The sequence below is a fragment of the Cellulophaga baltica genome (genome assembly GCF_018861125.1).
GTDB classification, from domain to species: domain Bacteria; phylum Bacteroidota; class Bacteroidia; order Flavobacteriales; family Flavobacteriaceae; genus Cellulophaga; species Cellulophaga baltica_A.
Map to the genome: position 1 here is coordinate 425,297 of NZ_JAHKQN010000013.1, position 13,163 is coordinate 438,459.

General features: G+C 31.9%; 11 protein-coding genes. 4 read left to right on the forward strand and 7 right to left on the reverse strand.

Annotated elements, in window-relative coordinates; translation table 11 throughout:
* Positions 1 to 5: 5 nt before the first annotated feature.
* A complete protein-coding gene (gene ileS / locus KO500_RS04605; protein WP_215955325.1) occupies positions 6 to 3,407 on the reverse strand; it encodes an isoleucine--tRNA ligase in 3,402 nt (1,133 codons plus the stop codon).
* Positions 3,408 to 3,588: 181 nt separating this feature from the next.
* Between ileS and KO500_RS04610 the strand changes: the two genes are divergently transcribed.
* Entirely contained in the window at positions 3,589 to 3,987 is a 399-nt protein-coding gene (locus KO500_RS04610; protein WP_215955326.1) for a hypothetical protein, read from the forward strand.
* Positions 3,988 to 4,052: 65 nt separating this feature from the next.
* Here the strand turns inward: KO500_RS04610 and KO500_RS04615 are convergent, their stop codons facing one another.
* The 4 genes from KO500_RS04615 to KO500_RS04630 all read right to left on the reverse strand — a co-directional run bounded on the left by KO500_RS04615 (position 4,053) and on the right by KO500_RS04630 (position 9,999).
* Positions 4,053 to 6,464 carry a TonB-dependent receptor gene (locus tag KO500_RS04615; RefSeq protein WP_215955327.1) on the reverse strand — a complete coding sequence of 804 codons (2,412 nt, stop codon included), beginning with the start codon at positions 6,462 to 6,464 and terminating at the stop codon, positions 4,053 to 4,055.
* Position 6,465: 1 nt separating this feature from the next.
* The gene (gene recO, locus KO500_RS04620; RefSeq protein ID WP_215955328.1) at positions 6,466 to 7,185 is read right to left on the reverse strand and encodes a DNA repair protein RecO; all 720 of its coding nucleotides are present in this window, start codon (positions 7,183 to 7,185) and stop codon (positions 6,466 to 6,468) included.
* Positions 7,186 to 7,310: 125 nt separating this feature from the next.
* Positions 7,311 to 8,654, reverse strand: coding sequence for an NADP-specific glutamate dehydrogenase (gene gdhA / locus KO500_RS04625; RefSeq protein ID WP_215955329.1), 1,344 nt, complete (start codon positions 8,652 to 8,654; stop codon positions 7,311 to 7,313).
* Positions 8,655 to 8,838: 184 nt separating this feature from the next.
* On the reverse strand, positions 8,839 to 9,999 hold the full coding sequence (locus KO500_RS04630; protein WP_215955330.1) for a trans-sulfuration enzyme family protein: 1,161 nt from the start codon (positions 9,997 to 9,999) through the stop codon (positions 8,839 to 8,841).
* 81 nt (positions 10,000 to 10,080) lie between these two features.
* Here KO500_RS04630 and KO500_RS04635 point away from each other — a divergent pair, with 81 nt between their 5' ends.
* The gene (locus KO500_RS04635) at positions 10,081 to 10,830 is read left to right on the forward strand and encodes a DUF3298 and DUF4163 domain-containing protein (RefSeq protein ID WP_215955331.1); all 750 of its coding nucleotides are present in this window, start codon (positions 10,081 to 10,083) and stop codon (positions 10,828 to 10,830) included.
* A 3-nt stretch (positions 10,831 to 10,833) separates the two neighbouring features.
* On the opposite strand, the gene KO500_RS04640 is transcribed toward KO500_RS04635, so the two are convergent.
* On the reverse strand, positions 10,834 to 11,295 hold the full coding sequence (locus KO500_RS04640; RefSeq protein ID WP_215955332.1) for a DinB family protein: 462 nt from the start codon (positions 11,293 to 11,295) through the stop codon (positions 10,834 to 10,836).
* Between the two features lie 128 nt (positions 11,296 to 11,423).
* Here KO500_RS04640 and KO500_RS04645 point away from each other — a divergent pair, with 128 nt between their 5' ends.
* Both KO500_RS04645 and KO500_RS04650 read left to right on the forward strand, forming a co-directional pair.
* Entirely contained in the window at positions 11,424 to 11,777 is a 354-nt protein-coding gene (locus tag KO500_RS04645) for an arsenate reductase family protein (RefSeq protein ID WP_215955333.1), read from the forward strand.
* Positions 11,774 to 12,673: a DMT family transporter gene (locus KO500_RS04650; RefSeq protein WP_215955334.1), complete on the forward strand. Its 900-nt coding sequence runs from the start codon at positions 11,774 to 11,776 to the stop codon at positions 12,671 to 12,673. Before KO500_RS04645 ends, KO500_RS04650 begins: the two co-directional genes overlap by 4 nt.
* On the opposite strand, the gene KO500_RS04655 is transcribed toward KO500_RS04650, so the two are convergent.
* Positions 12,657 to 13,133 (reverse strand): acyl-CoA thioesterase, encoded by a 477-nt coding sequence (locus tag KO500_RS04655; protein ID WP_215955335.1) that lies wholly within the window; start codon positions 13,131 to 13,133, stop codon positions 12,657 to 12,659. The genes KO500_RS04650 and KO500_RS04655 overlap by 17 nt on opposite strands.
* Positions 13,134 to 13,163: the final 30 nt, after the last annotated feature.

Below are 13,163 nucleotides of genomic sequence, written 5' to 3' on the forward strand. Positions count from 1 at the left end.
AGTTTTTAGTGTTTTTGGATAAACAATTTGGTATTTACCTCATCAAAGGCAATATCCATACCATTTTCTAATTTTTCTTCAAAATTCAATTCAGCAGTTAATGTTTCTGTCTTTATATAATCTAAATTACTATTTACAGCTTCTTCGACTAAACCGTCTTTCAATATCTTTACTTCTATTTTATCAGTCACTTCAAAACCAGAATCCTTTCTTAAATTCTGAATTCTATTAACTAACTCTCTAGCGATCCCTTCTTTTCTTAAATTATCATCAATAGTAACATCAAGTGCAACCGTAATAGGCCCCGATGTTGCTACCAACCAACCTTCAATATCTTGAGATGAAATCTCTACATCTTGTAGGTGTAAAATACTACTTTTATTGTTAATTTCAATTGAAATTTCGCCCTGTTGCTCAATTTTTTGGATATCTTCCTGATCAAAATTAGCTACCACACTGGCTACCAGCTTCATATCTTTTCCAAATTTAGGACCTAAAACCTTAAAATTTGGCTTAATTTGCTTCACTAATATGCCAGAAGCATCATCTAACAACTCAATTTCTTTAACATTTACCTCAGATTTAATCAAATCTGATACAGCAACAATCTCATTTTTTTGTTTTTCATCTAAAACAGGAATCATAATTTTCTGCAATGGCTGACGCACTTTTATCTTTTCTTTCTGACGAATAGAAAGTACTAAAGATGAAATTGTTTGCGCTTTTGCCATTTTACTTTCTAACTCTTTATTTACAATTTTTTCATCGTAAACTGGGAAATCAGCCAAATGTACACTTTCAAAATTTTCTGTATGTGTTGTATTGGTTAAATCCTTGTAAAGTCTGTCCATAAAAAATGGTGCTACTGGAGCTGATAATTTTGCCACTGTAACCAAACAAGTATATAAGGTTTGATATGCTGATATTTTATCTTGCTCATATTCGCCTTTCCAGAAACGTCTTCTACATAAACGCACATACCAGTTACTTAAATTTTCTTGTACATACTCTGATATTGCACGCGTTGCTTTCGTTGGATCATAATCCGCATAAGCTTCATCAACAGTTTTAATTAATGTATGCAATTCAGATAAAATCCACTGATCAATCTCAGGTCTTTCATTTAAAGCTATATCACTTTCATTATACTCAAAACCATCAATATTAGTATATAAAGCGAAGAATGAATAGGTATTGTATATGGTGCCGAAGAATTTACGTTTAACCTCAGCAATACCTTCTATATCAAACTTCAAATTATCCCATGGGTTTGCATTTGATATCATGTACCAACGTGTAGCATCGGCACCATGAGTATCCATAGTTTCAAAAGGATCTGTAGCGTTACCTAAACGCTTAGACATTTTTTTACCTTCTTTATCTAAAACCAAACCATTAGAAACTACATTTTTATAAGCAACGGAATCAAAAACCATTGTTGCAATTGCATGTAAGGTATAAAACCAACCACGAGTTTGATCAACACCTTCTGCTATAAAATCTGCCGGGAATGTTTTATTATCGTCAATTAAATCTTTATTTTCAAATGGGTAATGCCATTGTGCATATGGCATTGAACCTGAATCAAACCATACATCAATTAAATCGCTCTCACGTTTCATTGGTTTACCTGAGGTTGAAACTAAAGTAATTTGATCAACTATATTTTTATGTAAATCTATTTTCTCATAGTTTTCGTCAGACATATCTCCGACAATAAAATCATCGAATATATCTTTTTCTAAAATGCCTGCGTCTAAAGCTTTTTGCATTTCTGATTTTAATTCTGAGACAGAACCAATCATTATTTCTTCTTTACCATCTTCTGTTCTCCAAATTGGTAACGGAATTCCCCAATAACGAGAACGAGATAAGTTCCAGTCATTTGCATTAGCTAACCAATTACCAAACCTACCTTCTCCAGTAGCTTTTGGTTTCCAATTAATCGTTTGGTTCAATGCAAACATTTGATCCTTAACATCCGTTACTTTTATAAACCAAGAGTCCAATGGATAATATAAAATTGGCTTATCCGTACGCCAGCAGTTAGGATAACTGTGAACGTACTTCTCAACCTTAAAAGCTTTATTTTCTTCTTTTAATTTAATTGCAATTTCAACATCAATAGAACGTTCTGGCGCTTCACCATCATCGTAATATTCATTTTTAACATACTTGCCACCAAATTCTTTTAATTCCGGTCTAAACTTACCTTGTAAATCTACTAAAGGAACAGGGTTTTTATTCTCATCCAACACTAACATTGGTGGAATTTCTGGATCCGCTTGTTTTGATACTAAAGCATCATCAGCACCAAAAGTAGGAGCCGTATGTACTATACCTGTACCATCTTCAGTAGTTACAAAATCACCCGATATAATTCTGAAAGCATTTTCAGGGTTTTGGTATGGCAATACATAATCTATTAATTGCTCATATTTAATACCTACTAAATCTTTACCTATAATGGTATCTAAAACTAAATATGGTATTTTCTTATCGCCTTGTTTATAACTTTCTAATTCTTCTTTATTGTCTACAGATTTAAATTTACCTGCAAATTGTTTTGCAACTAAAGGCTTACCTAAAACCACAGTTATAGGTTCAAAAGTATATTGATTGTATGTTTTTACAACAACGTATTCAATTTTAGGACCTACCGTTAACGCAGTGTTTGATGGTAAGGTCCAAGGAGTTGTCGTCCAAGCTATAAAATGAATATCACCTTCGTAAGCATCAAAAAATGGTGGTAATGTTTCTTTTACAGCTTTAAACTGAGCTGTAACTGTAGTATCAGTAACATCTTGGTAGGTTCCTGGTTGGTTTAATTCATGTGAACTTAAACCAGTACCTGCTTTAGGTGAATATGGTTGTATTGTATATCCTTTATAGATAAGACCTTTACTATAAATCTGTTTTAACAACCACCAAACAGACTCCATATACTTAGGCTTGTAGGTTATATACGGATCTTCCATATCAACCCAATAACCAACTTGTTCAGTCATTTTATTCCAAACATCAGTATAACGCATCACCGCTTTTTTACAAGCAGCATTATATTCTTCAACTGATATTTTTGTACCGATATCTTCTTTAGTAATACCTAATTCTTTCTCAACACCAAGTTCAATAGGTAAACCATGTGTATCCCAACCGGCTTTTCGTTTTACTTGAAAACCTTTCATGGTTTTATAACGCGGAAAAATATCTTTAATAGTTCTCGCCATTACATGGTGAATACCAGGCATACCGTTTGCAGAAGGCGGACCTTCAAAAAAAACATAACTTTCTTTACCCTCACGAGTAGTGATACTTTTTTCAAAAATATCATTCTCTTTCCAGTACTTTAAAATCTCTTCTGCTACTACTGGTAAATTTAATCCTTTGTATTCCGCGAACTTCATAATAACTACTTCTGGTACTACATTTTAAGCTTGCAAAATTATAAATTTAGATTGAATAAATAACAGTTAGTTGTAAATGAAACATATATTATCATAAAATAAATATGTTAAAGAAATCTAAATATTTATATCTATCGTATATTGCAGTAGTTAACTATTTATAAACACAAAATTTTTAAAAATGAAAAAAGTAATTTTAAGCACCGCTTTAGTACTTGCATTAAGTTCATCATTTGTATCATGTAGAGATGCTGCTGAAAAAGCAAAAGATGCAGGAACTGAGGCAATGGAAGCTACAGAAGAGGCAGGAACTGAAGCTTTAAACGCTGCAAAAGAAGCTGGAACAGAAGCTATGGACACAGCCAAAGAAGCAGGTAATGAGGCTATGGAAGCAGGAAGTGAAGCTATGGATTCGGCTAAAGAAGCGGGTACTGATGCTGTAAATTCAGCAAAAGAGGCTGGCAACGATGCTATGGATGCTGCTAAAGCTACTGGAACTGATGCTGTAAATACAGCTAAAGAAGCAGGTACTAAAACTCTAGATACCGCAAAAAAAACTGCTGCTAAAATAAACAACTAGTATTTATACTAAAATAACACGAATCCCTGAAACTAAATTATCAGGGATTTTTTTATGCATTATATTTAAAAAGAATAACTTAAAGCCAGTATTAAGTTTCTACCTGGAGCAACAATACCTGAAGAGTAACTACGGTATCTTTGATTGGTAATATTCTCAAGACTTGCTGTTAATCTTAAGGCGTGTGATACTGTATACTGAGATCTAATATTTAAAGTATGCCATGAAGGTGAATATGGGTTGCCATCTGCATCAGTAGCATAAATATATGTTTTGCTTTGTTCAGACACTGCTAAATCAGAAGCTTGAATTTCACTATTAAAATTAAAAAATAAATCTGCTTTTAATTTTTGATTTTTCCAGATCAAATGAAAATCACCAAAAGTTGGCGCAACATGCCGCCCAGGAGAATCTGTGCCATCATCTTCTTCTTCAATGCCTTCAGTAAAAGTTAAATTTCCGTTTGCTGATAAATTTTCATTGAAATTTATATCGAGCACGAATTCAAAACCATAAACATAAGCTCTAGCAGCATTTTGCATTGCCTGAACATTACTTAACTCTCCATTGTACTCAATTTCAGTTTCTCCATTAAATTCAAAATCTCTACGAACAAGTGCATCTACTAAATATGTATAAAAAGTTGTTCCTTTTATAACCACTTTATCTTTTATATTTTTTTGAATTCCAACTTCACCATTATAGGCATATTCTGGTTCAAGGTCTGGGTTTGGTACTACAACTGAACCTGGTTCAGAATCAAATATTTTACCTACATCATCAATGTTTGGAGCTCTATAGCCTGTTGATGCATTTGCTGTTATTTGTAAATCTGCTTTCGGGTACCAACTAACACCAATACTTCCTGTTAACGCACCAGTACTTAAATTCGCATCGTCAAAAGGGAAATCATAAAAAGCGTCATCAAAAGTTGCATATATCCAAACATAACTATACCTCAAACCTGTTAATAGTGTTACATTTGGTTTTGCTTTATACTCACCTGTAATATAACCTGCCAAAGTTTGCCACGTTGCGCTATCAGGATACCTGCTCGAAGTAGCTTCAGTTTCATTAGTTTCAATATCTTCTTGACTTCCTACAGAATGGACTTTATTATAGATATATTCACCACCGTAATACAATCGTAAATTACCAATACGCTTATTTTCAAAATCTACATTTGTAGATAAGGCATCAACTTTTTCTTTGGTCGTATACCTGATAAGATCTTGAAAATCTCTATCATTTCTACTTTCTTCAAAAAATTGATACGCGGTTGTAATTTTTAGTCCGTCATAAAAACGACCTTTTCCATTTTCATTGTATTGCAACTTACTCATCAACCATTTCTGTGGTCCGTAATACCATTCTGCAGATCGCAAACCATCTTCGTCGCTATTCAATCTAATCAACCGGTCATATCTAGAATAATCTGAAGTTTCAGAATAGTAATTACTCCAATTTAAATTCCAATTATTACTTGGCTTAAAAGCAATTTTTTGTAAAATATTTATTTGATTATAACCTGTTGGATTTTGAACTCTAGGGTCTGAATTTTCAACTTCAAAATCTTCACCGTCAATAGTTTCAATATATGTTTTTCTCAAATATGAATCTGGTCCATATTTACCCATTTTTAAATCATCAAAATTATTATAAGAAATACTCGTTAGAAAAGCCCATTTCTGCTTTCCGAAATTAAAATCTATATGTGCGGTATTTTCATTGTTAGCTGTAGAATAACGGTATGTAGCATTCCCCGAAAAAGTAGTGTTATCAGTATTTGAAAATTCAACATTATTAGTTAGAAAGTTCATAACACCACCAATAGCATCACTGCCATAGATTACAGAGCCAGGACCAAATATAACTTCAGTATTTTTTACTGTAAACGGATCAATAGAGATAACATTCTGCAGATTACCGTTTCTAAAAATAGCATTATTCATTCTCACACCATCTACAGAAAGTAATAACCTGTTCGTTGAAAAGCCTCTAATCATAGGGCTACCGCCACCCAATTGACTTTTTTGCACAAATACTTTTCCACTTTGTTGTAATAAATCTGCCGAGGTTTGAGGATTTGCAAATGCAACAGACTTTGCATCAATAGACATCACTTTTTGAGGAATACCTTTCTTCTGTTGTTCCCATTTTGAAATTGACATTATTACCTCATCAAGCACTTCAGCATCCGGAATTAAATATACTTTTTTATCTTTTTTTAAAACTTGATTCTTCGTTGTTTTAAAAATTTCATGACCTAAATGTTTAAATGTAATTCGTTCATTACTTTCAAAGATTGATAAATCATATTTACCATCAAAGTCCGTAACCCCAGTTTTAGACTTGTCCGCATTAAAAATTGCTACATTTAAAATAGGCTCATTAGATTCTATATCAAAAACAGTAATTTGTTGCGCACAATTTGACGCAGAAATTAGAAAAAAAATAAGGAGTAGAATTTTATGCATTCTAGCTAAAAACTTGATTTAATATCTCAAGAGATTTAGGTTTTCTAAATCCGTGTAAATGTAACTCGTAATAAAGAATAATACTTTTCAAAAGCTCTTGACGATGTTTTTTATTCATCTTTATAGTATGTATTGCATCAAAATTTATGCCCAAAAATCGTTTAAAGTAATTTAAATTTTCACCTAACACTAAAGGGTTTAAAGATGGTATGTAAACAAAGTTAGCTTCCGTTAAATCAAAATATGGGGCATTTATTTCAGAGGTATCAGGGTATATCCCAAAATACCTAGTTAACACTAATAAAAAGTATAAATGAAAATTTGATATATGATCATTCGTATCCAACCATTGTAATGATGCTTCTAAAAAACCAAATAACTCTAGATTAGCTTCCTCTTCATGTATGCTATTCCCTAACATTTCAGCAAGAAAAAAAGTTAATGCATTTTTAGTAATATTAGTATGTAAGCTTTGGTAATGATAATTTACTTTCACCTCTTTAATATTCTCTAATGTGCCTTTATTTTTATGCTGTGCAACTATCTCTAACTGTGATAAAGGTTGAAAATAAGCTGCTTTTAATTTTCCTTTTTTAGAAGATAAAACCCCTTTTAACAAGTATGATTTTACACCGTCAGACAAGGTGTATGCTTTTACAATTAGGCTTGTATCTCCATATTTAAGCGCCGATAAAATTATTGCTTTGGTGGTTACTTGCATTATAGCATTTCAGGTTAAAGCAAAGATAGTGAATTGAAAAAAAAATTAGCTCTTAACAACTACAAACAAAAAAACGAAGCTTCTTAAATAGAAACTTCGTTTTTAAAATTTAAATAAGACGTTATTTAAATAACACCTTGTGCTAACATTGCATCAGCAACTTTTACGAAACCAGCAATATTTGCTCCTTTTACATAATTACAATATCCATTTTCGTCTTTTCCGTATTCAATACAAGAATCGTGAATATCACTCATAATATCTTTTAAACGACCATCAACTTCTTCTCGTGTCCAGCTAATACGTAATGAATTTTGTGACATTTCTAAACCTGAAGTGGCAACACCACCAGCATTAGAAGCTTTACCTGGTGCGAATAATATTTTTGCCTCATGAAATTCATGAATAGCTTCAGGTGTAGAAGGCATATTTGCTCCTTCAGCAACACAAATACATCCATTTTCAATCAATGTTTTTGCATTTTCACCACTCAATTCATTTTGTGTAGCACATGGCAATGCAATATCACATTTAACATCCCAAGGTGTTTTACCAGCATAAAAAGTAGCAGATTCATATTTATCTGCATAAGCAGATATACGACCTCTTTGGTTGTTTTTTAAATCCATCACATAGGCTAATTTATCAGCATCGATACCATCTTCATCATAAATATAACCTTGAGAATCTGATAGCGTTAAAATTTTAGCACCCAATTGCAATGCTTTTTCAGCAGCATACTGTGCCACATTTCCTGAACCAGAAATTACTACACTTTTACCCTCAAAATCTTTTTCTTGAGTTTGCAACATACTCTGTGCAAAATATACAGTACCATAACCTGTTGCCTCTGGACGAATTAATGAGCCACCCCATGAACGTCCTTTACCAGTTAATACACCTGTAAATTCATTTCTAATTTTTTTATACATACCGAATAAAAATCCGATTTCTCTGGCACCAACACCAATATCACCCGCAGGAACATCAGTATTAGGACCAATATGACGATTTAGCTCTAACATAAAAGCATGGCAAAAACGCATTACTTCATCATCTGACTTCCCTTTCGGGTCAAAATCTGAACCACCCTTACCACCACCCATTGGCAATGTTGTTAAACTATTTTTGAATACTTGCTCAAAAGCTAAGAATTTTAAAATACTAGCATTTACTGAAGGATGAAAACGCAAACCACCTTTGTAAGGGCCAATCGCCGAATTCATTTGAATACGGTAACCTCTATTTACATGAATTTCTCCTTTATCATCAACCCAAGCAACTCTAAAAGAAACCAATCTTTCAGGTTCTACCATACGCAGTAAAATATTTTTACCATTGTAAATTTTATGTTTTGCTATGTATGGGATAACAGTTTCAGCAACTTCTTGTACCGCTTGAATAAATTCAGGTTCATGACCATTACGACCAATTACCTCATTCATAAAGTTTTTAATTTTTACATCCATATCTTTAATTTGATTATGTTGCTACTATGTTTTTATTCTTAAATTATTAAATTTAAAATATAACGCCAAAATTATATATTTATGACAAAATAAAATGTCAATAATTAAAAATTTAATAAAATTTATGCTTTAATTAAGGTTTTATTGAATATCTTATAGGATTAGTCCTTAAAAAGAAAAAACATTACACAATATTCAAAGCATTATCTAAATCTACAATTAAATCTTCAACATCTTCAATTCCAACACTTAAACGTATTAAACCATCAACTATTCCAACCTTTTCTCTTTCTTCTCTTGGGATACTCCCATGTGACATACTTGCTGGGTGACCAATTAAACTTTCAACACCACCTAAAGAATCTGCTAAAGCAAATAAATTTAGTGTTTCAACAATCTTAACCGCATCATCAAAATTGCCGCCTTTTGGCACAAATGAAATTACAGCGCCAAAATCTTTCATCTGTTCTTTTGCAACTTTATGATTAGGGTGTGATTCAAAACCTGGCCAAAATACTTTTTCTACCTTATCATGTTTTTCTAAAAATCGTGCTATTACAGCCGTATTTTCACAGTGTCTTTGCATACGCACATGTAATGTTTTTAATCCACGAAGTGCCAAAAAACTATCCATTGGTCCTGAAATTGCACCGGTAGATTTTTGTATAAAGTAAAGCTTATCAGCAATCTCTTTATCATTCACAATTACGGCACCAGAAATAACATCACTATGCCCACTAATATATTTACTAATAGAGTGCATAACAATATCAGCTCCTAAAGTTAAAGGTTGTTGTAAATACGGACTAGCAAATGTATTATCTACCGCTAGTAACAAATTATGTTTTTTTGTAATCGATGCTATTTTTGTAATATCAACGATAGTCAACAATGGGTTGGTAGGTGTTTCAATCCATACCAATTTAGTTTTATCATTAATATGTTTCTCAATATTGGAAACATCATCCATTTTAACAAAATGAAAACTAATATTATAACGCTCAAAAACTTTTGTAAATAACCGATAGCTTCCGCCATATAAATCATTTATAGCAATAACTTCATCACCAGCATTCAATAACCTTAAAATAGCGTCAATTGCGGCAACACCACTAGCAAAAGCCATTGCATGCGTACCATCTTCAATACTTACCAATGCTCTTTCTAAAGCTGCTCTTGTTGGGTTTTCTCCTCTAGAATACTCAAACTCTTGGTTTACAGTAGGCGAGGGTTTTGCAAATGTTGATGTTTGATAAATGGGAGCAGATACTGCTCCGTATGCTTTATCTGGGGCCTGCCCACCGTGAATTACTTTTGAATTAAATTTTAATTTTTTTTCATTCATATCGCATATCTTTACATACAAATGTACCGTTATCTTTGCAGGGGAACAATGATTATTATTTTCAAATATTAAATAACAAACATGAAGATTAAGTTAACTTTATTTTTACTTCTTACAATAGCTATTGGTTGTAAAAACAATGAAGATCAATTAAACTACGAACCTTTAAAATTTGAAAGTCAAAAATGTGAAGATTGCCCAGATGTAAAAATTTCTACATTTAATTTTACTGATGATTTACCAATAGTAACTACCATAAACAACAAACTTGAAAGAGAAGTTATTAATCAACTTCTTTACGACGATGATATAAAAGTAGAAACTATTGATAAAGCTATAGCTTCTTTTAAAAATGGCTTTTTAGAACTTAAAAAAATGTATTCCGATGAAACTGTTGGTTGGGAGGCATCAATAAAAGCAGCTATTACTTTTGAGAATAAAGATGTTATTACAATTCAACTTGATAGCTACATTTTTACAGGTGGTGCACACGGTTACAGTGTAACACGTTTTTTAAATTTTGACAAAAAGAAAGGTGACTATCTAGAAAATTGGCAATTGTTTAGTGATAAAAATGATTTTGAACATTTTGCATCTATTAAATTTAAAATTCAAGAAGATATTCCGCAGAACGCATCAATTAACAGCACAGGCTTTATGTTTGAAGACGAAAGTTTTTACTTGCCTAAAAATATTGGTTTTACAAAAAAAGGGCTACAATTATTGTACAACCAATACGAAGTTGCTTCGTATGCTGATGGTCCAATAATTATAACCCTGCCTTATAATGAAATAAATAAATTTCTTGCTTTAAAAATTAAGAAGAAATAAATATTATTTTGTTTGCACTTTTAATAACGATAAAATTGCACCTGTATGCAAACCTTCATGGTATGCATTAAACGCAATTGCATCTTCAACACTACTCAAAGTAATATTTACACTTGTGGTATATTCAGTATACGTTTTGTATTTACCTTGCTCATAATCTTGTTGCATCAATTCAAGTGTAGAAAATAACAAACCTTCAACCAATTCAATTTCATCTTCGGTTGCCAAACCATCAGGCACTGTGCCTTTTTTATATTTTTCTACCATTTCATTAGAAATACGCAATGGCAGACCACTAAATTTATTTACCAAAAGTTCTTGGGTAACTACCACATGTGCAATATTCCACCAAATGTTATTTCTATACCCTTCAGGAATATTTAAAAGTTGTTCTCTAGGTGTACTTGTTAAAAATTTATATAAAATTTTTCTATTCTTAAGAATAATATCAAATAGTTTTTCCAAAATAATATTGTTTAATTGAGCCATAAAAATAGAACTTTTCACAGGAAATGAGTTCCTTTGCAACAGGATTAACACAAAAATATGTTTTCGTGAAAATCTAGAATTCATAGACTTCAAAATTTATCTGAATGAAAAAAATATACCACTTAAGTACTTGTGACACCTGCCAAAGAATACTGAAAGAATTACAACCTTTAGAGGGTTTTGAATTACAAGATATTAAAGCAGTTTCAATAACAACTGACCAGCTAGAGGAAATGCATAAGCTTGCAGGAAGTTATGAAGCTTTATTTAGCAAAAGAGCACGATTATACAAAGAAAAAGGCTTAAAAGAAAAATCACTTTCTGAAGCTGATTACAAACACTATATTTTAGAACACTATACTTTTTTAAAACGACCAGTTATTTTGGTTGATGGAGAGATATTTATTGGTAACAGCAAAAAAGTAGTTGCTACGGCTAAAGAAAAAATACAAGGGTGAACAAAAGAACGCTAGCCATATTAGCTACTTTAGGCACAACTATTATTTATGCACTAAACCATACTATTGCAAAAGATGTTATGCCTAATTATGTAAAACCTTTTGGCTTTATTTTTATTCGACTAATTGGCGCTACCATTCTATTTTGGGCAATGTCTCCTTTTGTTCCTAAACAAAAAATTGAACGTGAAGATTGGGGCCGCTTTTTAATTTGCGCACTTACAGGAATGGCAATTAATATGCTTTCATTCTTTAAAGGGCTAGAATTATCAACACCTATTAACAGTGCCGTTTTAATTACTATTACCCCGATAATCGTTGTAATTCTATCTGCATTTTTAATTAAAGAAAAAATTACTTTTCAAAAAGGTATTGGTGTTATTATTGGTCTTATTGGTGCACTTAGTTTAGTCTTATTTGGTGCAGAAATTAATAATAACGCACCAAATATCCCGTTTGGGAACTTCTTATTTATCATTAATGCGACTTCTTTCGGTATCTATTTAATACTCGTAAAGAAATTACTTGAAAAATACCATCCTTTTTTAGCCTTAAAATGGTTATTTACTATCGGTTTTGTAATCACACTACCATTTACAATACCTGAATTTACTCAAGTTGAATGGCACTCAATTCCAACAAATATAATAGGTGCTATTGTGTATGTAATATTAGGAACAACATTTTGCACTTACATATTTAATGCTTTTGCCTTAAAACAATTAAAAGCGTCAACCGTAGGTGCATTTTCATATTTGCAACCACTCATTGGAGTTTGTTTTGCAATATTTACAGGTAAAGATAGCTTGAGTACCCTAAAACTAATAGCAATGTTGCTCGTACTTTTAGGTGTTTATTTAGTAAGTAAAAAACCGAAACTTAAGCCAAGTCTTTAGGTATTTTAGCAAATTTACGAGTATCTTCTTTTGTTAATACTTTATAGCCTTCTGCTTTTTCAATATTTTTAAAAGTCTCTAAAAACTCATCTGATACTCCAACTAATTTACGTGTGTTTAGATCTATCCATGCTCCCATCATCTCACAATGTGCTATATGCCTGCCTTTGTAATCATAAAAATTGTGGTGAAATTCAAAAAACTTATAATCTTCACTCATACCCATTATTTCCATTGAAACTCTAATAGGCTTACCAGGGAATGCTTCTTTAAAATAATACACATGCTCATGAAATACTACTGGCCCTAAATTATGCGCCGCCATTGTTTTATGAGAAAAACCATTTTCCATTAAAAAAGACATACGTGTATGACTCATAAAATTTAGGTAAGCACTATTGGCCAAATGACGATTAGCATCAACATCACTCCAACGAATTTCAAACTCTTTTAAATACATAAAAACATTTTTTTGCTATGCACGCATAAT